Source organism: Streptococcus sp. SO4 (genome assembly GCF_030440055.1).
Taxonomy (GTDB): Bacteria; Bacillota; Bacilli; order Lactobacillales; family Streptococcaceae; genus Streptococcus; species Streptococcus nidrosiense.
In genome coordinates, this window is sequence record NZ_JAQFJI010000015.1 from 24826 (window position 1) to 49421 (window position 24596).

The window sequence follows — 24596 nt, forward strand, 5'->3', positions numbered from 1 at the left end:
GCATTTTCTCTTAATTTTTGCAAAAATAGAGGGGTAGAAAGAAGGTAGCATATGTCTAAATTACAACAAATCTTAACTTATCTTGAATCAGAAAAGCTAGACGTCGCTGTCGTATCTGACCCCGTCACAATAAATTACCTCACTGGCTTTTACAGTGATCCACACGAACGTCAAATGTTCCTTTTTGTCCTTGCAGACCAGGAACCACTTCTCTTTGTGCCAGCCCTTGAGGTTGAACGTGCGACTAGCACTGTCTCTTTCCCAGTAGTTGGCTACGTGGACTCTGAAAATCCTTGGAAGAAAATCCAAAATGCTCTTCCACAGCTTGATTTCAAACGTGTAGCAGTTGAGTTTGACAATCTCATCTTGACTAAATATCACGGTTTGAAAACTGTCTTTGAAACTGCGGAATTTGAAAACTTAACGCCATTAATCCAACGCATGCGCTTGATTAAATCAGCTGACGAAGTGCAAAAAATGATGGTGGCGGGTGTTTACGCCGATAAGTCTGTCAAAGTTGGTTTTGACAATATCTCTCTTGATAATACGGAAACAGATATCATTGCGCAAATCGACTTCGCTATGAAACGTGAAGGCTATGAAATGAGCTTTGATACCATGGTCTTGACTGGTGATAACGCTGCAAACCCACATGGTATTCCTGGAGCAAACAAGGTTGAGAACAATGCCCTTCTCCTATTTGACCTTGGTGTTATGGTAAATGGTTATGCATCAGATATGACTCGTACAGTCGCTGTTGGTAAACCCGACCAATTTAAAAAAGATATTTACAACTTGACTCTAGAAGCTCAACAAGCTGCCCTTGACTTTATCAAACCTGGTGTAACAGCTCATGAGGTTGACCGTGCGGCTCGTGAGGTGATCGAAAAAGCTGGCTACGGTGAGTACTTCAACCACCGTCTCGGTCACGGTATTGGTATGGACGTCCACGAATTCCCATCCATCATGGAAGGAAATGACATGGTTATCGAAGAAGGCATGTGCTTCTCAGTTGAGCCTGGTATCTACATCCCTGGTAAAGTCGGTGTCCGCATCGAAGACTGTGGTGTTGTAACTAAAGATGGTTTTGACCTCTTTACAAGCACTAGCAAAGATTTGCTTTATTTTGATTAAAAAGTATATTACAAAAAATAAGATGGAAAAGCTTAACTTTCCATCTTATTTTTTGATTTGATAATAAATTTTATCAGCTATATAATCTTTTCGTTTCACACCATCTGGAATCGTCTTCCAAAAAGTCATACCAGCCTTTTCCATCACACGACCAGAGGCAGGATTTAAACTTGCATAGCAGGCATTAACCTCTTTAAATTCAATCTCATCCAGACAGTATGATAAAACTGCTTTCAAGGCTTCTGTCATGAGTCCTCGTCCCCAGTAGTCCATTCCTAAGATATATCCGATCTCACAGCTAAAGTTTTCTTCATCCACACTGACCAGACTAATATCTCCAATGACATAGTCTGGATTTTCTTTGAGACTAATGGCCCATTTGTAGTAATTTGGATCGTCATAGGATTTTACCCAATTGCCAATAGAATTTCGAGTCTGTTCGACATTCAGGTGTGGATTCCAAGTCACATAAGTTAGATTTTCTGAGCATGAAGCCCAATTATCAAACATGGCTCGAGCATCACCTTCCACAAATCTCCTCAGTATCAAACGTTCAGTTTCTATAGGTTGTGTACCTAGTGCTTTCATAATCGTTACTCGCTTTCTTATTTCTAGACTTGGGGTAAAAACACTTTACTCATAAACATTGATAAAACAACAGTTTCCTCCAATTTCATGACGCAGTAGCTGTCTGGCTTGAAATACGCTTTATCAAGCTTTTTCAAGCCTAGTCAGCCTTGCGGGGGTGAGACTACGAAATCGAACTCTTCGAGTTACCGACCTGCCTCGTTTCCCTATTTCTAGACTCGGGGTTCAAGGTCCCCCGGACTTACTCTCACTTTCTTATTTCTAGGTGAGAGAGTAAAAACCTCCACTGGAGGTTTTTACTCCCAAAACGTATCAAACACTGTGATTGGTAAATGGCGTTTGTGTTGGCCTTTGTACCACCATTTTTCAATGGTTGCTTGAGCTTCTGGGCTGACTTGTTTACCTTCGAGGTAGTCATCAATTTCTGCGTAAGTAACTCCTAATGCTACTTCGTCTGCAATACCTGGTTTTTCTTCTTCCAAATCTGCTGTTGGGATTTTTTTATAGAGGGCCGGATCAGCTCCAAGCTCCTTCAAAAGTTGTTTTCCTTGGCGTTTATTGAGGCGATAAAGTGGGAGAATATCTGCACCACCGTCACCAAATTTGGTAAAGAAACCTGTGATATTTTCCGCAGCATGATCAGTCCCGATAACTGCTCCGCTATGGGTACCCGCAAGGGCATATTGGGCAATCATACGACTACGAGCCTTGATATTTCCCTTGTTAAAATCGGAAACATGACTGCCTGTTGCTTCCACTGCTGTTGTCATAGCATCAGCAGATTCCTTGATATTAACGACCAAGCTCACATCTGGTCGGATAAAAGCTAGGGCTTTTTGGGCATCTGCTTCATCAGCTTGCACTCCATAAGGCAGGCGAACTGCTATAAATTTATAAGAATCATCACCGGTTTCAGCTCGCATTTCTTCTATAGCTAGTTGGGCAAGGCGACCAGCTAAAGTCGAGTCTTGACCACCAGAAATTCCTAATACATAACTTTTAAGGAAGGGATGTTTTCTTAGGTATTTCTTTAGAAAGTCAATGGAACGACGGATTTCTTCTTGAGGGTCGATGACAGGTTTAACCCCTAATTGCTGGATAATGGTCTCTTGCAAACTCATTCTTCTTCTCCTTCACCTAGAGCTGCCTTACGCATCTTGTCAATCAAGTCCATCTTATCTTGCCAAATATCATGCGCTAAGTCTACTGGATAATGTTGTGGGTTAAGAACACGTTTGTATTCATCCCAAAGCTTATCAAATTCCTTGCGAGCATAGGCCTGAATTTCAGGAAGACTTGGTAAATCATAGACTAGCTTACCTTCCTTAAAAATGTCTACCAAAAGAGGAACGGCATCAAAATTGCGGACAGTTTTCTTGATGTAAGTATAGGTTGGGTGGAACATCTTGAGTTCAGTCATACTTGACACATCAACGCCGTCATAGGTAATATAATCACCTTCAGATTTTCCTTTTTCACGACTGGTAATGCGCCAAACTTGTTTCTTACCTGGAGTTGAAACTTTTTCAGCATTGCTAGAGAGTTTGATAGTATTGCGCATCTGACCATTTTCATCTTCAATGGCAACAACCTTATAAACTGCTCCTAGAGCTGGTTGGTCATAGGCTGTAATGAGCTTAGTTCCTACACCCCAAACATCAATCTTAGCTTTTTGCATTTTGAGGTTAAGGATGGTATTTTCATCAAGGTCATTGGATGCATAAATCTTAGCATCAGTAAATCCTGCCTCGTCCAGTTGTTGACGAACCTTTTTAGAAATATAGGCGATATCACCAGAGTCAATACGAACACCAAGGAAATTAATCTTGTCACCGAGTTCACGCGCAACCTGAATGGCTGCTGGAACACCGATGCGAAGGGTGTCATAGGTATCCACTAGGAAGACACAGTTTTTGTGAGTTGAGGCATAAGCCTTGAAAGCCTGATAGTCATTCCCATAGACTTGAACCAAGGCATGGGCGTGAGTCCCTAAAACCGGAATTCCAAAGAGCTTACCTGCACGTACATTACTAGTTCCATTGGCACCACCAATGACAGCGGCACGAGTTCCCCAGATAGCTGCATCCATCTCTTGCGCACGACGTGTACCGAACTCCATCAAAGGCTCATCTTCAATGACCGAGCGAATACGAGCAGCCTTGGTCGCAATCAAGGTTTGAAAATTAACAATATTCAAAAGAGCTGTTTCAACCAATTGACACTGCGCTAAAGGTCCTTCCACTTGAACAATCGGTTCATTAGCAAATACTAAGTCCCCTTCTTGAGCAGAACGCACCGTCAACTCTAACTTGAGATTACGGAGATATTCCAGGAAGGCACCATGATAACCAAGTGACTCCAAATAAGCTATATCGCTATCAGAAAAGCGCAGGTTTTCTAGGTAGTTCACAATGCGTTCCAAACCTGCAAAAACAGCATAACCATTTTTAAACGGTTGTTGGCGGAAATAAACTTCAAAAACTGCTTTCTTGTTATGAATTCCTTGGTCGAAGTAAACCTGCATCATGTTAATCTGATACAAATCTGTGTGCAATGTTAAACTGTCATCTGGGTACATATACTGTCCTTCTTCCTTATTTGTAAAAAGAAGAAAATATTTCTTCTTTTCTCATAAATTAGTACTATTATAACACATTTTACCAAGATGGAGAAAAAGCTAACAAGCTATTCCATGCTCTCGAGCTCATCCATATCTTTTTCATACTTCTTCTGAGCCCATTCACCATAACTTTTCAAACCTAAGTTACCAATAAAGACCCAAGGAAGATAAAAGATATAGGTAAATACCCAAGCAAAAATGTATTTAAGATGTAGAGGGTTATGCTGATATATTTCGATATTGAACTGGTAGTTCTGTAGCATCAAGGTAGCTGTAATCACTAGAGTTAATAACAGACATCCTAAAATTGTAAAATGAAAACGACTATAGTAAGTCACACCTAGACTTCTAGCACGATTGATAAAGTAAAAAGTCCCTATGATAATAATAACGAGAAGCATACTTGGATTAAAAAGGCTTGGTGCTAACACTGCTATGAAATAAGTTAGAAACAATAATCCGATAGAAATATAAAAACTCTCTGCACTAGCTTTATTCATCAGTTGTTCTTCTCTTTCGTCTAATAATTGATAATAATAAAATTTATTTTTCATCTTCTTCCTCCCAAAATAATTGGTCTAAAGTTTTCCCTAAGCATCTGCAAATAGACTGGCAAAGCGAAAGCGAGGGATTGTACTTTCCTGCCTCTATCAAGCCGATAGTCTGTCGAGTGACACCCACAGCTTCTGCCAAATCACCTTGTGTCATGTCAAGCTCCACTCGAGCTAATTTTAATTTTATATTCTTAGCCACTTGTTACCTCCTCCTTAATTTTAAAAGTCGCGCTTCTTTTCTCAAATACATTATACCATATATTTTACATTGTGCAATATATATATTGCATTTTGTACAATTTTTTTAACAAAAAACTCTCTACCAGCTAAATGATAGAGAGTTTTCTGCTTATTCAAATTTTTTCAAAATATCTACAACGTCACTTCTCTGTTTGACTTGATAGGCTTTGATGCCTAAACTTTCAGCCATGTTAGTGTTGTCTGCTATATCATCAAGAAAGACACAATTTGCTGGATTCAACTCGTATTTACGGAGGATTTCTTCAAACATTTTTCGATCAGGTTTGATGACCTTAATATCACAGGAAAGAACAAACCCATCTAAAATCTTTTCTAGAGGTGATAATTGATCTTTCAATAATTCATAAAAAACTGGTGAGGTATTAGATAGGACAAAAATACGATGGCCATTTTCCTTTAAACGTGCAAGAAGCGGAAAGACTTCCGTGTAAATATCGATATAGGCAGGCCAGTTCCAAATGACTTCTTCAACCTTTTTCTGATAGCAATCTCCTAATAGGGAAAGAACCTTATCAACCAATTCTTCCCGAGTCAAGGTCCCCAGGTCCAACCTTTCCCATAGCCCCGACTGAAAAATAGCCTTGTCTAATATCAGATAATCTTTCTGAGTTTTAGCTACAGCTTTCAAAATCTTATCCTTGTTCCATTCCAGTAGAACATTACCCATATCTAGTATGATATCCATTAACCCGCCTCCATTATGATGTGCCACTCTCTTCAATCGGTCATTTTCCGTTTACAAATCTTTTTGATAATAGTGCCTTTGACCAGAGTAGGGATAGTCTTTCAAAACAAAGACCTCCTTGTAGCCATACTTCTGATAAAAGGCTGGTGCTTGAAATTGATACGTATTCACAAAAGCGTAGCGACAATTTCTCTTCTTAGCTTCACTTTCTGCTCGCTGCAATAGTTGGGAGCCGATTCCTTGTCCTCGCAAGTCTTCTTTCACAAATAAATACTCAATTTCTAACCAATTCCCGAAAGTCTCTGCTACTAAGCCAGCTAGGAGTTGACCTTGTTCATCTTCGACATATAGGTTTAGTGGCTCACATTCAGCTGCTTCCCTTTTAGAACGATTATAAGAACGAATCAAATTCCCTATTTCCTGTGCTTTCTGAGACTCTGTATTCTCCAATCTAATGTGCATCAAACCCTCCTCCAAGACACTTACGCCTTGATTATATTCCTATTTTAAAGAACTGTCAAACTAAAAAAACTCACCAACCTAAGTTGATGAGCTTCTGACTTATTTTCTAAACTTCCATTGGCTATAAATACCAAATGCAACAATCCAGATTGCTGAACCTCGAGCTCCCATTACAGTTGATTCTTGTAAAAAGAGGGTTCCAAATACAAAGATAAAGAAGAGCATTGTTAAAGGATTTAGCAAGCGATATTGAGGCATGAGATAGCCATCCGACATAAAGTCTTTAGACTTACGATATTTGAGATGGGCTACCATGATCAAGATGTAGATAGCGATATAAACACCTGATGAAGAAGCTGTAATCAAAGCAAAGGCATCTGATACGCCTGGAAGGACATTGATGAAGGCTGCAAAACCAATCAATACGGCAGAAGCAATGATAGCATTCTGAGGAACGTTGTGACGTGAGAGTGTATCTGCCTTAATAGCTTTCAAGAAACGATTTGGTGAATCATGGGCAATTTGGTACAAGTGACGACCTGTTGAGTAAAGGGTTGAATTCAAGGCTGATGCAGCTGATGTCAAGACAACGAAGTTAATCAAGGCTGCCGCCCACTTAAGTCCAACAAGTTCAAATACCGTTACAAATGGTGAATCCGCTGCAGAAAGCTCACGCCAAGGAATAATAGACATGATGGCTAAGAGAGCTCCACCGTAGAAAAAGATAATTCGCAAGGGAATTTCCTTAACAGCCTTAGGCAAGACTTTTCTTGGATCCTTAGTTTCAGATGTAGTAACACCGATAAACTCAATCATCAAGTAAGCAAAGAAAACCATCTGGAAGGCCATGACAAAGTTCATCCCACCATTTGGGAAAAGTGAGAAGTGTTCACTAATATTAGCAAGACTTGCTGAACCATAAGGCGTTTCAAAGCCGGTCAAAACCATAAAAATACCTGTCGCAATCATAGCAAGAATAGCCACAATTTTAATCATGGCAAACCAAAATTCTACTTCACCAAAGATTTTAACGGCAATCAAGTTCACTAAGCCGAGTATTGTCAGAAATACAACCTGAATCAACCAAGATGGCCAGGATGGAAACCAAAACTGAACATAGTGAGAGATAGCCGTAATCTCGGCCATTCCGATAAAGACTACTGAGAGCCAGTAAGACCAGACTGAGAAGTAACCCCAACCCTGACCTAGATAACGGGTAATAAAATTGATAAAGGTATGTTGCTCCGGATCCTGGTACAACATTTCCCCGATAGCACGCATCATAAGATACATAAAGCCACCCGTAATCATATAGACCAAGACGATTGACGGACCTGTCAAACTAATGGAACGTCCAGCTCCTAGAAAAAGTCCTGTTCCAATTGTTCCTGCAATGGCCATAACCTGAACATGGCGATTGGTTAACCCACGTTCCATTTTATTTTTCTTTTTGTGCTTATTTTCTGAATTCATATAGTCTCCTCTAGTTTTTAGAATTAAGAAAAGGAGTAATGGGAAGCGCTTTCCCTGCATCTACTCCTTCTTTTCATTCCTATTAAACTGTTTTTTCTACTTTTAAGATTTTAACATCATAGCTTCCTACAGGTGTTTCGATCGTAGCAGTATCACCTGTTTTCTTACCAATCAAGGCTTGCCCAATTGGGCTTTCATTTGATACTTTACCTGCAAAGGCATCTGCACCCGCTGATCCCACGATGATATATACTTCTTCGTCGTCTTCACCAATTTCTTGGATAGTGACTGTTTTCCCGATAGCAACTTCATCTTGAGCAACTGCATCGCTATTGACAATCTCAGCATAACGGATTTTTGTTTCCAAGCTAGAGATTTGTCCTTCAACGAAGGCTTGCTCGTCCTTAGCTGCTTCATACTCACTATTTTCTGACAAGTCACCGTATGAACGCGCAATCTTGATGCGTTCTACAACTTCTGGACGACGAACTAGTTTCAACTCTTCTAATTCTTTTTCGAGTTTTTCTTTTTCTTCAAGGGTCATTGGATATGTTTTTTCTGCCATTTTTCTCAACTTTCTTTTGATTAAATTTAAATTTCTTTAGGTAGTAAAGCAAAATTATGTGGTAAACCACATAATTTTACAATGAAGACAAAGTCTTTTTAAAGCTTTCCTTAAATGATTTTGGTTAGTAGCGACCTTTTAAAATCTGTGCCTAAACCTAATGATTCTATCACTTCTAGACTCAGGTTCAAATAAGATCTCAATTTCCGAACGCCTAAAACTTATGGATTTCAGGCTTTTCTAATCATAGCGGAAAGACTTGTGTGACTTGCTATTCCCGTAAAAATTAGAGATTCTTTTCTACATTCACGGATATAATAGCAAATCTTGTTCTAAGAGTTAGTTTGAACTACTTGATTGTGTCAATTTACTGTTAACATGCTCTGCAACGTTTCGATCATGTTCCTCTCGTGTCGTTGCAAAGTAAACCTTACCATCTTGTACATTGGCTACAAAGTAGAGATAGTCGCTCTTAGTTTGATTGATACTTGCTTCAATTGCATCCAGACTTGGACTGTCTACTGGGCCAGGCATTAAGCCAAGGTTTGTATAAACATTATATGGTGAATTGATTGTTGTATCAATTGCTGCATCATCTGCCAAGCTAATATTTTGTCCTAGCTTACCTTCTGCATAGAGAATAGCAATGTTACTTTGGAGCGGCATGCCAAGGTTCAAACGATTATAGAAAACTCCAGCGATCAGTTTGCGGTCGTCAGTTTTCAATCCTTCTTTTTCCACAAGTGATGCAATGGTGAGGAGTTCATTCACTGTCAAGTTCTTTTCTTTGATTGCAGTGTAATGTGCTGACAAGTTTTTGTCCATAGCTGCCACCATTTCATCAATCAAACTTTCAATTGTTGTGCTTTCTTTGATAGCATAAGTTGCTGGGAATAGGTATCCTTCTAAACGATAACGAACACCACTTTCTTTAGTTGGTAGACTTTCGAGAAGGGTTGGGTACTTAGCAACTAATTGAGAGATGAAGGTTTCATCTTGCACTTTTGCCAAGAAGGCATCAGCAGTCAAAGGTTCTTTAAAGTCTCCTTGAAGCTGACCAACTGTTTGTGCGATTTGATCAAGGGTATAACCTTCAGGGATTGTAAGATTTGCAAGTGCAACTTCTTGAGGTTGAGGCGTTCCACCCTTTTGCAATTCTTTGATGATATCATCTGTACTCATGCTCTTCTGCAAATTATAGTAACCAGATTTCAAATCATTGTAGTCTTTATACTTAGCATAAAGGCTAAAGATAAAACCATGTTTTACCAATTCAGATTTTTCTAAGGTATCACCAATTTGCTGAAGATTAGCCCCTTCTGGAATCTGAACCGTGACATACTGTTTTGAATTTGCATCAACTGGTTGGAGTGCAGATTCGACATAACGGTAACCAAAGAATCCACCCACACCTAGTAAAATCAATAAAACAAATACTGTTACGAAAAATCCTTTCAAGCGTGATTTTTTCTTTTTCTTGATTGGTTTCACTGATTCTTTACGACTTCTTCTAGGAAGTTCAGTTCTAGTTTCAACTGGAGCAACTGGCTCTTGACTTGGAGTTTCTTTTGCAAGATCTGTTGGTTTCGGTTGAGGTTTAATATTCTTTCTAGCAGGACTTGGTTTAGCCTGATTCGTACGATAAGAAACTGGAATCCTTGTCGAAATAGCATTGAACTCTTTCTCTTCTTCCGCTGGTTGAGCAGGTTCAAGAGGCTTGACGGGTTCAACAGCTTCCGTTGATGGTAGAGGATCTGGAGCTACAGCTGGCTCTGAAACTACAGCTGGCTCTGAAGATACAACTGGTTCTGAAGCTACAGAAGTTTCAACTGAATCATCTTGTAAAACTGGACGTGGTGGAACTGCTGGAGCATTAGCAAGCAATTCATCCACTAAAGAAACAGAATTGGCCATCAAATCTTCTACAGAAGGTTCTTCCGCTGCTTTTTCCGCTTCTGAACTATTACTTAAATTTGAAAACAAATCATCGTTGCTACTTTTAGTATTCGCGATGCCGTCTTCTCTTTTTAATCTTTCCAAATCTCTTAAAATTTGTTCTTTAAAACTTAACTTTTCTTCTTCTCGAGAATTTTCGCTCAAAGGTGTTACCTCCTTGTTGATAATCCATAATATTATATCTTAAAAACTAAAGAAAAGCAACCATAGATGCCTTTCTGATGCCTAATTCGTGTTTTCCCAGACCATGTCATACCATTCTTCACCAGCAAAAGTCGACTTTGATTTTCCTTCATTCACAAAACCATGTTTCTCATAATATCCAATGAGATAGTCATGGCAGGTTAGATTGATTCCCTCACGCTCATGCTCAAGAGCGAGATCTTTTAAAGCGGTCAATAATTTTCGTCCGACACCTAAAGCTTGAGCTTTCTTAGCAATGGATAGACAAGTCACAGAGATATAGCCACCTTTTTGATGGCTATAATCTTTAATGTCTTCTGTAAAGGACTGGTCTTGTAAATGTCGATGAGGGACTACTGGTCCCTCAATATAGCCTAGTATTTCCCCCTCTTTTTCAGCCACTAAAAAACTGGTCTTAATTTCCTTCAGATGAGCTTCAAAAACAGGACGAGGAATGGCTTCTTCAATTGAAAAATTTTCTAGTTCAATTTCAAAGATACGATCTAAATCTGTCAATCTAGCTTGTCTAATAATCATATTTTCTCCTGATAATAGGGATTCTGCCAACGCATGAGAAAGGCAAATTCACTGCTCCTTTCTCCATCTACAATCCCTTGTTCCACAAATCCATTCATTTCAAAGTAGGCCAGCGACTCATCCTCGCAAAGCAAATAAATACCTGGTCTATTTTGCTGACGGGTAACTTCCTTCAAAGCTGCTAGCAACAAGGTTCCAAAGCCTTGCCCCTGAAAATCGGGATCGACAGCTAAATCTTCAAGGATGATTGAGTTCTCGCGAATGAATTCCTCATCTCCGATCTCAAGCATCCATTTTCTTAAAGAGGGAATAGGAGGTGTCGTCGCAGTGATATAAGCAATCCCTTGATCATCCAGGCTAGCTAAGAGAAACGTACCCGCATGGTTGCGGATACGTTCTTCTATTATTTCTCTATTCAATACTTCTAGGGAGTTTGAAATACTTTCTTGGATCAAGCAAATCTGATTTATATCTGATTGCTGTGCTTCCCTTATTTTAATTGGAAATTCCATGATCTTCCTTACTGAACATTGCTTGTCAAATTAGACAAGAGACGTTCGAATGAATATTCATAAGTTTGGATATCGCCAGCTCCCATAAAGACATAGACAGCATTATCATGGTCTAGGAGTGGAGAAACATTTTCAACTGTGATAACTTGATGTTTCTTGTTGATTTTATTTGCAAGGTCTTCTACCTTGACATCACCATGGTCCACCTCACGAGCAGATCCATAGATTTGTGCGAGGTAAACTGCATCAGCCTGATTCAAGGCCTGAGCAAAATCATCCAACAAGGCAATTGTACGAGTAAAGGTGTGTGGTTGGAAAATTGCCACGATTTCCTTGCTTGGGTATTTTTGACGTGCAGCATCTAGCGTCGCAATGATCTCAGTTGGATGGTGAGCAAAGTCATCGATGATAACCGTATTATTAACAACCTTTTCTGTAAAGCGACGTTTCACTCCACCAAAAGTCTTCAAGTGTTCACGTACTAAATTCAAGTCAAAGCCAGCAGTATAAAGCAAACCAATCACTGCTGTGGCATTCATGATATTGTGGCGACCGAAAGTTGGAATGTGGAATTGACCCAACTCTTGATCACGGAAGTGAACGGTAAAGGTTGAACCTGTTGTAGAACGAAGCAAGTCACTTGCTACAAAGTCATTACCTTCTGTTTCAAAACCATAGTAGTAAATCGGAGCATTAGCCGTAATCTTACGCAACTCAGCATCTTCACCGTAAACGAACAAGCCTTTAGTAATTTGTTTGGCATAATCATTGAAGGCGTTGAAGACATCTTCCAAGCTTGTGAAATAGTCAGGGTGGTCAAAGTCAATGTTCGTAATAATAGAATATTCTGGGTGATACGGCATGAAATGGCGCTCATACTCGTCTGATTCAAAGACAAAATACTTGGCATTTTCAGAACCACGACCTGTACCATCTCCGATCAAGTAGCTTGTATCAGTGATGTGTGACAAGACGTGAGAAAGCATACCAGTCGTTGACGTCTTACCGTGGGCACCAGCAACTCCCATACTGATAAAGTCACGCATAAAGCTACCAAGAAACTCATGGTAACGTTTGTAGCTGATACCATTTTGGTCTGCATAAGCAATTTCAACATTGTTATCTGGACGGAAGGCATTACCAGCGATAATTTCTAAATCACCTTGAAGATTTTTTTCATCAAAAGGTAAAATTGTAATTCCTGCTTGCTCCAGTCCACGTTGTGTAAAGTAGTACTTTTCAACGTCAGAACCTTGCACCTTGTGCCCCATTTGATGCAACATCAAAGCCAAGGCACTCATACCTGATCCTTTGATTCCGATAAAATGATAGGTTTTTGCCATTTTCTTCCCCTCTATTCGCTCATTCTAGTCAAGTTAAGCTCTTGGGCCACTTGATGTTCTTGTTCTTTTTGTTTACTTTTTTTGTTATAAATTTGACTTTTCTTTAAAAAGTCATAATTGTTTTTCTTGGAACGACTTGTTTCACCGTCTGAAATTGGATGTTCCACTTGAGAAACGGTTTCTGCCAAAATATAGTGAGATTGACCTAACTTCTGACTATATTTCGCAAATTCTCCTGGATTTTCTTTTTGAAAAGGTGCTGTCGGTTGATTTGCTGGACGCACCTGGCTTGTTTTCGTTTGACGTCTCGTATGACTCACATCCTGAGTCAAATATCGAGCCGAACGCTTCTTTTTCAAATCCGCACGAGCTTCTTCACGCGCTAATTCAGCATAGGATTTTTCTTTTTTCTCAATCGATTTTACAAGAGGCTTGGCTTTCTCTTGCTTTTTTTCTTCAGTGATTGGAGACCATTCTAAGTAGTTTTTATCTTGATAATCACCTTTGATATTACTGATGAAATCCGACTCATCGTAGAGATTCATAACTGGCATTTCTGTCAACATGACTTCATCATCTGCCACTATTGGAAATCGTTTTTGTGTCATATTTATTTCCTTTCAATACTCCATTATAGCGTAATGTCTTGATTTTTCAAGTATAGGCTCATGAAATCCCTAAAATTTCTCGTATTTCAGCTAGACTCAGACTTCCTCGAGACTCTGTTCCATCCAAGATTTCAGAAACAAGATTTTTCTTTTTCTCTTGTAATTCTTGAATCTTTTCTTCAATTGTACCTCGAGTCACAAGGCGATAAACTTCAACAGCCTGCTCTTGCCCCATACGATGGGCTCGACCGATAGCCTGAGATTCAACTGCAGGATTCCACCATAAGTCTACTAGAATGACCGTATCCGCACCAGTGAGATTGAGTCCTACCCCACCAGCTTTTAGAGAAATCAAGAATACATCGCGCTCTCCTTGGTTAAAAGCCTTGGTCATTTCCTGACGTTCTTGAGAAGGAGTTGAGCCCGTAATTTTAAAGGAAGTCAAGCGTAAGTCAGGCAGCTCTTGCTCAATCCGATCCAGCATACCTCTAAATTGTGAGAAGATAAGTACACGGTGTCCACCTTCAGCAATCTGAACCAGCAAATCTCGTAAACTATCCAGCTTCCCACTCTCCCCTTGGTAGTCCTCCATAAAGAGCCCAGGTGTATCACAAATCTGACGCAGACGCATGAGACCAGTCAAAATTTCGACACGATTTCGTTGAAATTCCGAATCGCTTACCTGTCCCAGACGCTCCTGCATCTGTTGCAGCTGAGCAAGATAGATAGCTTTTTGTTGATCCTCCAGTTCATTCTTATAGACGACTTCAATCAAGTCAGGCAACTCTGTCAAAACCTCTTCTTTCTTGCGTCTCATGACAAAGGGTTTGATAAATTGAGTCACTCTTTCAGTTGATAGTTTCATAAACTCCTTCTTAGCAGGTAAGAGGCCTGGTAAGACAATCTGAAAAATCGACCAGAGTTCTCCCAGATGGTTTTCAATCGGTGTTCCTGATAGTGCAAAGACAGATGGAACCACAAATCGTCGCAAACTTTGAGCAATCTTCGTTTGTGCATTTTTCATCACTTGAGCTTCATCTAGAAAAAGAAAATCAAAAGATAGGTTTCGATAAATCTCACTATCCTGACGGAAAGTTGCATAGCTTGTCACATAAATCTGATGATTTTCTGCCAAAATTGATTCTCGATGAGATTTTAAGCCATGCACAACCGCTACATCCAAATCTGGAGCAAACTTTTGAAATTCATCAGCCCAGTTATAGATTAAGCCAGATGGTGCAAGGATTAGGACACTAGTATCTGCTTGAACCTGACTACTTAAAAAGGCAATAGTTTGCAAGGTCTTCCCAAGTCCCATATCATCTGCTAAAATCCCACCAAAGCCATAATGGTGAAGCATTTGAAGCCACTGAATTCCCTTTTTCTGATAATCCCTGAGATCTGCTTGGATATTCAGCACTTTCATCGGAAAATCTTCTGGATGCGTCAAATCATGGGCCAAATTGCGAAATTCTTCGGTGAAAGAAATTTGATCCTGGTCCTTAAATAGATGAGATAGGGTATAAGCTAGAGATTTACGAGCTCGAAAAGCTCCATCTTGTAGGTCCTCTATCCCTAATTCTTCTAAATCCTGACGGATACGCTTGGTCTGATCATCGAAATAGTAAACCTGGTTAGAGGACGAAATATAATAATCCTGCTTCTCAACTAGCGCTTTCATCGCTCGATCGATTTCTTCCTGGTCTATATATTGAAAATCAAATTGAATTTCTAATAGGCTTCCCTTGGATGAGATGTGAACTTGAGGCTTCTGAACCTGATAAAGGTCTTGCAAGCTTTCAGAAATCTTTAATTCTCCAAGTGCTGCAAAGGCTGGCAAAACTTCCTTGAAGAAGGCATGGACTGCATCAGCTTTCAAACTTTGACGCCATGAACGAAAATCTGCTTCGAATCCAGCTGATAGAGCTAGTTGAAAAATCTCTTTCTCTAGTTGAATATCGCTAGCAAATGGAAGACTCTCTAGTTCATCACGATTCCTTACTAGGCAAGTTTCATACTGAAACTGCATATCCAAACGAATAGAACCGTCCTCTTCTCCTTCCATGTAGAAAGAAGGATGGAAAGACTGAATTCGAAGCCCATCAGGAGCCTCTACCTTTCCTACGTTTTTGAACTGGGATAAGGTCGAAGCTAAAAGATCTCGATCACTGGTATCAAATTGTAAAATCTTTCTACCACTTTTATCGATAGGTACTTTTTTTAATTTTTCTATAAGTCTAGCTTGTTCTTTAGACAGAAGATAAAATGTACCTTTAGTAAACAAGACTTGTCCCTTATAAAACGAATTAAGCCCTACCTGTTGAACAATTTCCATCTCAAAATAGTTGGACTTTTCTTCAATTTGAAAGGTAAACAAACCTGCTTGACCATCAAAATCTTGAAATACAAGGTGGTGATAATTCGAAATCTGATGGTCAAATTGAAATGCATCTAAGCCCATCAGCAGACTAACACCCTGCTCAAAAAAAGACAGCGGGAAATAGAGATGACGACCTTGATTTTGGAAAAAGAGGGCATTTTCAGCCTCATCTTCTAGAATTCCTTGAAGGAAATTTAGAACAAATTGGCTACTTTCATCAAACTGACGAATATTCAAGGAAGTTTCATATAACTTCCCAATCATATAGGGTTTGCTAGTTTCTAAAACCTTCAGAAAAAGGGGTATATCTCGGATTACATAGAATTTCTGTGTCTGAATAAGACCGACTCTCAAAGTCCAAATAATACGATTAGTCCCTGCTTCAACCTGCCCTTGAGCAGACAACTGATAGATTTCAGAAAGTTTCGGAATTTGGACGGATTCTAAAAACTTTCCTCCAAAAGTAACCTGAGTTTCAACTTCTTCTTTCTTTTCGTGCACATTTTCCAGATTTCCTAAGAGTTCCTGGCCAATCGGGTCATTTTTTAGGTAATGTTCTAGTGCTGCCAAATGTACACAAAACCCTCTTTTTTGGAAAAAATCACAAGCACAAAAAACCAAATCATCATCCAGGCTATAGCGAATTTCTTCATTTGCTACACGCGCATAGAGACGATGGTCTTTCTCTTTAATAATTTCAATCTGACTAGTTTCGTAGAGTTGAGCTCCCTCCATCCGAAGTTTCCCTGGAATCAATTTAGCCATAGTTTCCCCTTTTCTTTATCTCCTAATTATACCACATTTCTGCCTATGAAAATAGCCTTCTAGGGTACTTTTCCCCCAGAAGGCTAGCTTGTTAAAGGTTAGCGAAAGTGGTTAGGATTCGTTGACAAACTTCTTCCAAGACAGATGTCGGCATGGCTACATTTAAGCGAGCATGTAGAGCTCCTTCTTCACCAAAGTCCAAGCCCCTATTCAGGATAACCTTGGCTTCGTCTCTTAAAAGGCTTTTTAATTCTTCATCTCTAATATCATAGGCTGAAAAATCAAGCCAAATGAGATAGGTCCCTTGAGGTTTCATGACCTTGATTTTAGTTTCTTTACCAAGCAAATCAACTACATAATTGATGTGTTTCTCAATCAGTTCTTTGAGTTCTGTCAACCAATCTTCACCATATCGATAGGCAGTTTCTGTTGCTAAATATCCCAAACCTGAGATTTCATGTTGATTATTAGCAAGCTGGCGCTTCTGGAAAGCCACTCTCAACTTGGGATTCTCGATAATGGCGTAAGAATTCTTGGTCCCAGCAATATTGAAGGTCTTGGTCGCACTGCTTAAAATCAGTGAAAATTCTTTAAAATCTTCATTTACCGTATTGAATGACTGGTGTTTATGTCCAAACAAGGCCATGTCTTGGTGAATCTCATCAGATACCAGCAAGACTCCATGTTTTTGACAAAGTTGTCCAATCTTCTCCAAGACTTCCTTCTCCCAAACACGTCCACCAGGATTATGAGGATTACAGAGAACGTAGAGCTTCACTTCCTCTTCGACAAAATCTTTCTCCAATTGATCAAAGTCAATCTCAAAAAGTCCATCTTTTTCTACTAGAGAGTTGGTGATTAATCGACGATTGTTGAGCTTAATGCTGCGAGCAAAAGGAGGATATACCGGTGTGTTAATGAGCACTGCTTCACCCTCTTTTGTAAAAGCTTGAATGGCTGTTGAAATGGCTGGTACTACTCCTTCGATAAAGACTAGAGCATCCTTATCAAAACGATAACCATGGTGTTTTTCTTCCCAGTCTTGAACTGCTTCAATCAAACCATCACTAGCATAGGTATAGCCATAGACTAATTGCTCTGCATAATCATGGACAGTCTGACGAATCTCAGGTAAGACTTCAAAGTCCATATCAGCAATCCAGGCCGGCAATACTTGACGGTCAGTCTCTGCTTCTTTCCATTTATAGGTATGGTGTCCAAAACGATTGGGCAAAGTTGTAAAATCATATTTTCCCATAGTCTTATCCTTCCAGGGCTTGACGCAAGTCTTCAATCAAATCTCTAGCATCCTCAATACCAATAGACAAGCGTAAAAGGTCATCGGTCAGTCCATAAGAATGACGAACCTCTGCAGGAATGTCTGCATGGGTTTGAGTGGTTGGGTAGGTAATCAGACTTTCAACACCACCTAGGCTTTCAGCAAAAGAGAATACTTTCAAAGTATTCAAGATATGAGGGATACGCTTCTCATCCGCCACTTTAAAGGAAATCATTCCCCCACGACCTGTATACAAAACTTCTTTGACAGCAGGTGATTGTTCCAAAAAGGATACAATCTCTTGAGCATTAGCTGTTGAGCGCTCCATACGAAGTGACAATGTTTTAAGACCACGAATCAATTGATAACTATCAAATGGTGACAAAACAGCCCCTGTCGTGTTGAGATTGTAAAAGAGTTTTTCGTACAAATCAGCATTATCTGTCACAACTACACCAGCCAAGACATCGTTATGTCCTGCAAGGTATTTTGTCGCTGAATGAAGGACAATATCTGCTCCATCTTCAATTGGACGTTGGTAAATCGGGCTATAGAAGGTATTGTCAACGACAACTTTAGCACCCTTAGCATGAGCTAATTTTGATAATTTTTCAATATCAAATTCCAACATCAAAGGGTTGGTTGGTGTTTCGATATAAAGTACATCCACATCCTTTTCTAGCTCGGCAATTAACTCTTCTTCCGTGTTTGCATAGGTAAAGTGGAATCGTCCTTCCTGCTCCACTTGATTGAACCAGCGGAAAGAGCCACCGTAAAGGTCACGGACAGCCAAAACCTTGCTTCCTACTGGAAAAACGCTAAAGGCTAACACAATCGCAGACATACCTGAACTAGTCGCCAAAGCATACTTGGCTGATTCAATAGCTGCCAAAACTTCCTCTGCCTTGCTACGAGTTGGGTTTTTGGTGCGGGTATAGTCAAATCCAGTTGATTGACCAAATTCTGGGTGCTGATAAGTCGTTGAAAAGTGAATAGGTGTAACCAAAGCACCTGTTGCCTCATCAGACTTGATCCCTGCTTGTGCTAAAATTGTGTTGATGTGAAATGATTTACTCATACAATACCTCCAAATCTATAGTAACTATTGTACCACTTATTTTGGATCCTTCGTTTTCTTGTTTTCAAGAGCTAGTTATAGTTTCAAACTATATAAAAAAACGATAACCTTTTCTAGAGTTATCGTTTTTCTGTTAACAATTATTATTTAACGTGTTTGGCAAGATCTTCTTGAGCTTTTTTGTTAGATTCTTCTTTTTCTTTTAGCCATTTTTGTCTAGCTTCTTCATACTCAGCTGTTGTGACAATCTTATCTTGCAACTTAACATATTTGTAGGATTCAACACCTTTGTTACCCGCTTGAGAGAAGGCAGCAGAGAATGGAACTGTTTTTCTGATTCCTGGTGTTCCACCAAGAGAAACGTTTGGAAGTGTGAGAGAGCTATCCACCAACCAAGCTTGTGCTTCAGCGTATTTGTCATAACGTTTGGTCAAATCTTGTTCAGCATTGGCTTCTTCTAGCATCTTAGTGTAGGTATCCAAGCCAACCGCAGTTGCTTTAGCATTACTTTCACCAGGTTCTAAGCCAAGGTTTTGCAATGAACCACCATTTGTAAGGTTAAGTGTATCAAGATAAGTTGATGGATCCTGGTAGTCAGGGCTCCAACCACCATTGTAGAGGTCATAATCTTTTTGGGCAGCTGTGTTAGCAAGATAACCAATGCCATCCATTTCTTCTGTAGTCAGCATTTGAATATCGATGACGACATTATCTGCACCCAAGACGGACTCGATAGATTGTTTGAAGGAACTTGCCTCTTGGACACCCTTCTTATATGATTGGTCTACTGGCAAGTCTAGATGAATAGGGAATTGTACGCCTTTAGCTTCCAATTCTTTCTTGGCTTGTGCAAAAGCTTCTTTGGCCTTATCAGCATTATAATAAGCATCTTGTGCATCCGCAAAGTTCACATTTTGCCATACTTGGCCGTAGTTAACCATCTTAGAAGCGACGACATCCCCAAAATCTTTACCATCAAGAGTTACAAATGAAGGTGGAACGAGCAAGTTTCTGATAATCTTAGTTGCTCCCTCTTCCCCTTGTGACTGAGCTCCATAAGCTGTACGGTCATAAGCAAAGTTAATGGCTTGACGGAATGATTTGTTTAAGACTGCTTCTTGTTGGGCTGTCTTTTCAGCATCTGTCGTTTTTGATGTGTGGTTATAAGATTTTCTATCTAGGTTAAAGTTATAATAGTAGGATGTCGCAGTTTGCATACTATAGATGATATTATCCTTGTATTTCTCTTGCACACCTGCAAAGCTTGAACTATTTGGATAGAGACGCGCAAAACTATAGACACCTTCGCTAAAGTTACGAACAAGCGCATCTTGGTCACTTCCATCATAGTATGTCAACTTGACATCATCTACAAATACATTTTTTGCATCCCAGTAGTTTGGATTTTTCTTGTATTCAAGTACAGATTTAGATGTGAATGATTTCAGGATAAATGGACCATTATACAAGATATTTGCTGGATCCACCTTACCAAAGTCATCCCCTTTTGAGTTCAAGAAGTCTGCATTTACTGGGAACAAAATAGTTGCAGTTGTTTTTGAATTCCAATAAGGTTCTGGTTGAGTCAAAGTATATTGAACAGTTTGGTCGTCAATAGCTTTGACTCCAACTGTTGAAAAGTCCTTGTTTTTTCCGCTAACGTAGTCAGCCAAACCAGCAACAGAATCTTGCACTAGGTACAAGGCTTCTGAGTTTTTATCTGCAGCATATTTCAAACCAGTCACAAAATCTTGTGCAGTCACTGGTGCATACTCTTCACCATCTGCTGTATACCATTTGGCGTCCTTACGAAGTTTGTAAGTATAAGTCAAACCATCTTGGGAAACAGTCCAGTCCTCTGCTAATGAAGGAATGTAGTTTCCGTACTGGTCATTTTCCATCAAGCCATCTACCAAGTTTGTAACAACATCACCTGTTGTTGCACGGTTTTCCACTAAATAGTTTAGACTAGAGGGATCGCTACTGTATACATAATTGTATGTCTTTGTTGAACTAGCAGAGTTGCTACAAGCCGCCAAGAGCAGACCGGCACTTAGGGCAAGGCCTGCTAGCGTCAGATATTTTGCCTTAGACTTTTTCATTTCCAGAACCTCCAAAATTAAATATTTGTATCATTATACAGTTAAAGTTTTTTTAGTCAAGCGTTTATGTGTTAAAAATTTATTTTTTTCTACAATTTTTATTTTTTTCTCTCTTTTTTTAATAAAAAATGAACAATTTAAACTTTTTCCCCTTAAAAGTTCAAACTGTTCATTTTATTTATAAAGCATTATGATAATTTTAATCGTGCTCGTAACTGGTCAGCTTTTGCCTGCCCAATAACCTTATCTAAGAGACGAGTATAGAGACTCATGAATCCGTAGAGACCACCACCGATAGCACCGATTAATGCGACATAGATAAAGCTCCAGAAACGTCCAGTTGGATGGAAAACAAATCCAAGAATCCATTGTAAGAAGCCTACCAGGATAAACATGACAAGAGTTAAAATAGTCACTAGGATGGTTCGTTTAAGGATAATTTTTCGATGAACTCCTGTAATCTGACAGATCTCGCGATACATTAAAACAATTGGAATGATAAGACCGATGGTCGTTGAAATGAGAGGACCATAGCTATGGAAAATCGCTATTGATGGTATTTGTAAGACGAGTTTGGCAATGGAACCATAGAAAAAGAAAAGGATTGCCTTGCGGTTACGGAACATAGCTTGAAGCATTGGTGATAAGACCATGTACAAACCTAGGATTGTTGACTGCAAGACCGCAAAGACAAACAAGCCCATAGCCAAACTATCTGGCTTACCGTAAAAGACTGTATAGAGGGGTTCTCCTACCATGACTACTCCAACCGTTGCAGGTAAGAGGAATAGGAAAAGCATGGTTATACTATCTTGAATGAGACGAGAAGCTGCTGGTAAATCTCCCTTTACATAGTTCTCTGTCAAGAGAGGTAGCCCAACGCTACCAATCGAAACTCCTACCGAAATCAAAATCATGGTGATTTTATTAGGATTGGCAGAGAAGTAAGAAAACATGACAACCAAGTCTTCATTACTGTAGTTGGTAAACCACTTCATGCTATTGATAAAGGTCATTTGGTCCAAGATTTGGAAGAGCTGAATAGCTGACCCTGTTATGATAAAAGGAATAGCTTCCTTAATCGTATCCATTAACAGGTGTTTGCTATCAATCTTATCTCGCGTTTCAAAAACTTTTTGAAGCATCCCTTCTTTAAAAAGGAAATAAAGTAAGACAGCAAAGCTAGCTACCATTCCCACAAAGGCCGCAAAGGTAGACTGGGTGACTGCTGACAGATAATCTCCTGAACCAAGTTTCATGATGATAAAGGTTGCTAAGAGCATCCAAATAACACGGATAACTTGCTCAGCGATTTGGCTCATGGCATAAGGCTTGAGATTATTCATTCCTTGGAAAAATCCGCGGATAACACTCATAGATGGGAAAATCAAGACCGCCCAAGCCAGACTCTGCATAATTGGAATTAAGTCCTTACCGACACCAGAAAGGTCTGCCATCCAAGGCGCAAAGAGATATAAAACCAAAGCAAAGACAAGACCGAGTCCAGTCATAAAGCCCAGAAAACTTCGAATCAGAGCAAAACTATGCTCTTCTTCTTGCATGGTGTTATACTTGGCAACCTGCTTTGCGACTGCCACCGGGATACCCGCTGTCGAAATCAACAAGAACCAGGCGTAGATATTGTAGCCCATGGTGAAAAGTCCATTTGCCTTAGCGGCATAAGTCCCCATCCAGATATACCAAGGGATGATGTAGATGGCCCCGAGCAGGCGACTGATAAAGTTACTAGCCGTTAGCCAGGCAGTCCCTCGTAACATCTGGGCCTGCTGATGATTATTTTCGTTAGACATAACTTCCTCATTCAATTTTAATAACGGAAATGTTCCTTATCTTCCATTATAAACTTTTCCTTGTTACTTGTAAAATTCAGACTTTCGGTTTACAATAGAAAGTATGATAAAGATTGAAACCGTATTAGATATTTTAAAGAAAGATGATCTCTTCCGTGAGATCATCGACCAAGGACATTACCACTACAACTACAGCGATGTTGTTTTTGACAGCATCAGTTACGATAGCCGAACAACCAAAGAAAATACTCTATTTTTTGCAAAAGGAGCTGCCTTTAAAAAAGAATATCTGTTTTCAGCTATCGCACAAGGGCTTGGTTGGTACGTGGCTGAGCAGGACTATGAAGTCGGTATTCCCGTTATTGTCGTTAGCGATATTAAGAAAGCCATGAGTTTGATTGCCATGGAGTTTTATGGCAACCCTCAGGAAAAATTAAAATTACTTGCTTTCACTGGTACTAAAGGAAAAACAACCGCAGCTTATTTCGCCTACAACATCTTAAATCAACAACATCGTCCAGCTATGTTATCAACCATGAATACGACCTTGGACGGTAAGACTTTCTTTAAATCTGCTCTAACAACTCCTGAAAGCATTGATCTCTTTGATATGATGGCTCAAGCAGTTGATAATGGAAGAACCCACCTTATCATGGAAGTATCCAGCCAAGCTTATTTGGTGAAACGGGTTTACGGCCTGACCTTTGATGTCGGTGTCTTCCTCAACATTAGTCCTGACCATATTGGTCCTATTGAGCATCCGACCTTTGAAGACTACTTCTACCACAAGCGTCTCTTGATGAAAAATAGCCGAGCAGTTGTCATTAATAGCGATATGGACCACTTCTCTGTTCTAAAAGAACAAGTTGAGAACCAAGAGCATGACTTCTATGGTAGCCAGTCAAGTAACCAAATCGAGAACTCCAAAGCCTTTAGCTTCTCAGCTACTGGTAAATTAGCTGGAGACTATGATATTCAGTTGATTGGGCACTTCAACCAAGAGAATGCTGTTGCAGCAGGACTTGCCTGTCTTCGTTTAGGTGCTAGTCTAGATGATATCAAAAAAGGGATTGCGTCTACTCGCGTCCCTGGACGTATGGAAGTCCTCACTCAAAAAAATGGAGCAAAAGTTTTCATCGACTACGCCCACAACGGTGACAGTCTTAAAAAACTAATCTCAGTTGTTGAAACACATCAAACTGGAAAGATTGCTTTAGTACTTGGTTCAACTGGAAACAAGGGAGAAAGCCGTCGTAAGGACTTTGGACTTCTCCTCGATCAACATCCTGAAATTCAAGTCTTTCTAACAGCTGATGATCCAAACTATGAAGATCCGATGGCCATTGCAGATGAAATCAGTAGCTATATCCATCATCCTGTTGAAAAGATTGTCGACCGTGAGCAAGCCATCAAGGCCGCCATGTCTGTTACAAGTCAAGAACTGGACGCTGTGATTATCGCTGGTAAAGGAGCCGACTGCTACCAAATCATCCAAGGGCAGAAAGAAGACTATCCTGGAGATGCTGCTGTTGCAGAACGTTATCTATAGTATATTTAAAGAAGGCTAGGAAAATCCCCAATGTCATTAAGTTAGTAATCTAACTATTTGAATAGGAGATAGGATTGAGATCATCAAAGTGATTCTCTATCCTATCTTCTATTTTTTTTGCATAACAAATAAAGGTTTTTTCACCCTATTT

The 24596-nt window shown here is 39.7% G+C and carries 21 protein-coding genes; 2 read left to right on the forward strand and 19 right to left on the reverse strand.

Annotation, left to right across the window (positions count from 1 at the left end; all coding sequences use genetic code 11):
• Window positions 1-51: 51 nt before the first annotated feature.
• Window positions 52-1134: a Xaa-Pro peptidase family protein gene (locus PCY08_RS09010; RefSeq protein WP_247921708.1), complete on the forward strand. Its 1083-nt coding sequence runs from the start codon at window positions 52-54 to the stop codon at window positions 1132-1134.
• A gap of 45 nt (window positions 1135-1179) precedes the next feature.
• Here PCY08_RS09010 and PCY08_RS09015 read toward each other — a convergent pair whose 3' ends face one another.
• From PCY08_RS09015 to PCY08_RS09105, 19 genes are all read right to left on the reverse strand, one after another.
• Window positions 1180-1722: a GNAT family N-acetyltransferase gene (locus PCY08_RS09015; protein ID WP_301560125.1), complete on the reverse strand. Its 543-nt coding sequence runs from the start codon at window positions 1720-1722 to the stop codon at window positions 1180-1182.
• A gap of 296 nt (window positions 1723-2018) precedes the next feature.
• Window positions 2019-2843, reverse strand: coding sequence for an ammonia-dependent NAD(+) synthetase (gene nadE, locus PCY08_RS09020; protein WP_301560126.1), 825 nt, complete (start codon window positions 2841-2843; stop codon window positions 2019-2021).
• Complete coding sequence (locus tag PCY08_RS09025; protein ID WP_301560127.1) at window positions 2840-4300, reverse strand: nicotinate phosphoribosyltransferase; 1461 nt, start codon at window positions 4298-4300, stop codon at window positions 2840-2842. Before PCY08_RS09025 ends, nadE begins: the two co-directional genes overlap by 4 nt.
• A 107-nt stretch (window positions 4301-4407) precedes the next feature.
• The gene (locus tag PCY08_RS09030; RefSeq protein ID WP_301560128.1) at window positions 4408-4896 is read right to left on the reverse strand and encodes a DUF6773 family protein; all 489 of its coding nucleotides are present in this window, start codon (window positions 4894-4896) and stop codon (window positions 4408-4410) included.
• On the reverse strand, window positions 4886-5095 hold the full coding sequence (locus PCY08_RS09035) for a helix-turn-helix transcriptional regulator (RefSeq protein ID WP_301560129.1): 210 nt from the start codon (window positions 5093-5095) through the stop codon (window positions 4886-4888). The genes PCY08_RS09030 and PCY08_RS09035 overlap by 11 nt, the downstream gene beginning before the upstream one ends.
• A gap of 150 nt (window positions 5096-5245) precedes the next feature.
• Window positions 5246-5842, reverse strand: coding sequence for an HAD family phosphatase (locus PCY08_RS09040; RefSeq protein WP_301560130.1), 597 nt, complete (start codon window positions 5840-5842; stop codon window positions 5246-5248).
• Between the two features lie 51 nt (window positions 5843-5893).
• Complete coding sequence (locus PCY08_RS09045; protein ID WP_301560131.1) at window positions 5894-6304, reverse strand: GNAT family N-acetyltransferase; 411 nt, start codon at window positions 6302-6304, stop codon at window positions 5894-5896.
• Window positions 6305-6403: 99 nt separating this feature from the next.
• A complete protein-coding gene (locus PCY08_RS09050) occupies window positions 6404-7777 on the reverse strand; it encodes an amino acid permease (RefSeq protein ID WP_001083660.1) in 1374 nt (457 codons plus the stop codon).
• Between the two features lie 82 nt (window positions 7778-7859).
• A complete protein-coding gene (greA, locus tag PCY08_RS09055; protein ID WP_000818756.1) occupies window positions 7860-8342 on the reverse strand; it encodes a transcription elongation factor GreA in 483 nt (160 codons plus the stop codon).
• A gap of 339 nt (window positions 8343-8681) precedes the next feature.
• Window positions 8682-10442 (reverse strand): endolytic transglycosylase MltG, encoded by a 1761-nt coding sequence (gene mltG / locus PCY08_RS09060; RefSeq protein WP_301560132.1) that lies wholly within the window; start codon window positions 10440-10442, stop codon window positions 8682-8684.
• 81 nt (window positions 10443-10523) lie between these two features.
• On the reverse strand, window positions 10524-11018 hold the full coding sequence (locus PCY08_RS09065) for a GNAT family N-acetyltransferase (RefSeq protein ID WP_301560133.1): 495 nt from the start codon (window positions 11016-11018) through the stop codon (window positions 10524-10526).
• Window positions 11015-11530: a GNAT family N-acetyltransferase gene (locus tag PCY08_RS09070; protein WP_301560134.1), complete on the reverse strand. Its 516-nt coding sequence runs from the start codon at window positions 11528-11530 to the stop codon at window positions 11015-11017. The genes PCY08_RS09065 and PCY08_RS09070 overlap by 4 nt, the downstream gene beginning before the upstream one ends.
• 8 nt (window positions 11531-11538) lie before the next feature.
• Window positions 11539-12873 (reverse strand): UDP-N-acetylmuramate--L-alanine ligase, encoded by a 1335-nt coding sequence (gene murC, locus PCY08_RS09075; RefSeq protein WP_045763857.1) that lies wholly within the window; start codon window positions 12871-12873, stop codon window positions 11539-11541.
• 11 nt (window positions 12874-12884) lie between these two features.
• Window positions 12885-13481, reverse strand: coding sequence for a cystathionine gamma-synthase (locus tag PCY08_RS09080; RefSeq protein ID WP_301560135.1), 597 nt, complete (start codon window positions 13479-13481; stop codon window positions 12885-12887).
• 58 nt (window positions 13482-13539) lie between these two features.
• Window positions 13540-16626, reverse strand: coding sequence for a DEAD/DEAH box helicase (locus PCY08_RS09085; protein ID WP_301560136.1), 3087 nt, complete (start codon window positions 16624-16626; stop codon window positions 13540-13542).
• Window positions 16627-16717: 91 nt separating this feature from the next.
• A complete protein-coding gene (locus PCY08_RS09090; protein ID WP_301560137.1) occupies window positions 16718-17884 on the reverse strand; it encodes a MalY/PatB family protein in 1167 nt (388 codons plus the stop codon).
• Between the two features lie 4 nt (window positions 17885-17888).
• Window positions 17889-18983: a cystathionine gamma-synthase gene (locus PCY08_RS09095; RefSeq protein WP_301560138.1), complete on the reverse strand. Its 1095-nt coding sequence runs from the start codon at window positions 18981-18983 to the stop codon at window positions 17889-17891.
• Window positions 18984-19126: 143 nt separating this feature from the next.
• A complete protein-coding gene (locus PCY08_RS09100; protein ID WP_301560139.1) occupies window positions 19127-21085 on the reverse strand; it encodes a peptide ABC transporter substrate-binding protein in 1959 nt (652 codons plus the stop codon).
• 188 nt (window positions 21086-21273) lie between these two features.
• Window positions 21274-22896, reverse strand: coding sequence for a polysaccharide biosynthesis protein (locus tag PCY08_RS09105; protein WP_301560140.1), 1623 nt, complete (start codon window positions 22894-22896; stop codon window positions 21274-21276).
• Window positions 22897-22999: 103 nt separating this feature from the next.
• Between PCY08_RS09105 and PCY08_RS09110 the strand changes: the two genes are divergently transcribed.
• Window positions 23000-24445, forward strand: a complete 1446-nt coding sequence (locus PCY08_RS09110) for a UDP-N-acetylmuramoyl-L-alanyl-D-glutamate--L-lysine ligase (RefSeq protein ID WP_223139984.1) — start codon at window positions 23000-23002, stop codon at window positions 24443-24445.
• Window positions 24446-24596 lie beyond the last annotated feature (151 nt).

Coding starts and splice junctions, on each gene's coding strand:
- PCY08_RS09090 (WP_301560137.1), bottom strand. CDS start 17,884: ATGGGAAAATATGATTTTACAACTTTGCCCAATCGTTTTGGACACCAT.
- PCY08_RS09025 (WP_301560127.1), bottom strand. CDS start 4,300: ATGTACCCAGATGACAGTTTAACATTGCACACAGATTTGTATCAGATT.
- PCY08_RS09015 (WP_301560125.1), bottom strand. CDS start 1,722: ATGAAAGCACTAGGTACACAACCTATAGAAACTGAACGTTTGATACTG.
- PCY08_RS09085 (WP_301560136.1), bottom strand. CDS start 16,626: ATGGCTAAATTGATTCCAGGGAAACTTCGGATGGAGGGAGCTCAACTC.
- PCY08_RS09010 (WP_247921708.1), top strand. CDS start 52: ATGTCTAAATTACAACAAATCTTAACTTATCTTGAATCAGAAAAGCTA.
- PCY08_RS09040 (WP_301560130.1), bottom strand. CDS start 5,842: ATGGATATCATACTAGATATGGGTAATGTTCTACTGGAATGGAACAAG.
- PCY08_RS09065 (WP_301560133.1), bottom strand. CDS start 11,018: ATGATTATTAGACAAGCTAGATTGACAGATTTAGATCGTATCTTTGAA.
- PCY08_RS09080 (WP_301560135.1), bottom strand. CDS start 13,481: ATGACACAAAAACGATTTCCAATAGTGGCAGATGATGAAGTCATGTTG.
- PCY08_RS09050 (WP_001083660.1), bottom strand. CDS start 7,777: ATGAATTCAGAAAATAAGCACAAAAAGAAAAATAAAATGGAACGTGGG.
- PCY08_RS09110 (WP_223139984.1), top strand. CDS start 23,000: ATGATAAAGATTGAAACCGTATTAGATATTTTAAAGAAAGATGATCTC.
- murC (WP_045763857.1), bottom strand. CDS start 12,873: ATGGCAAAAACCTATCATTTTATCGGAATCAAAGGATCAGGTATGAGT.
- PCY08_RS09105 (WP_301560140.1), bottom strand. CDS start 22,896: ATGTCTAACGAAAATAATCATCAGCAGGCCCAGATGTTACGAGGGACT.
- greA (WP_000818756.1), bottom strand. CDS start 8,342: ATGGCAGAAAAAACATATCCAATGACCCTTGAAGAAAAAGAAAAACTC.
- PCY08_RS09070 (WP_301560134.1), bottom strand. CDS start 11,530: ATGGAATTTCCAATTAAAATAAGGGAAGCACAGCAATCAGATATAAAT.
- PCY08_RS09100 (WP_301560139.1), bottom strand. CDS start 21,085: ATGAAAAAGTCTAAGGCAAAATATCTGACGCTAGCAGGCCTTGCCCTA.
- PCY08_RS09095 (WP_301560138.1), bottom strand. CDS start 18,983: ATGAGTAAATCATTTCACATCAACACAATTTTAGCACAAGCAGGGATC.
- nadE (WP_301560126.1), bottom strand. CDS start 2,843: ATGAGTTTGCAAGAGACCATTATCCAGCAATTAGGGGTTAAACCTGTC.
- PCY08_RS09030 (WP_301560128.1), bottom strand. CDS start 4,896: ATGAAAAATAAATTTTATTATTATCAATTATTAGACGAAAGAGAAGAA.
- PCY08_RS09045 (WP_301560131.1), bottom strand. CDS start 6,304: ATGCACATTAGATTGGAGAATACAGAGTCTCAGAAAGCACAGGAAATA.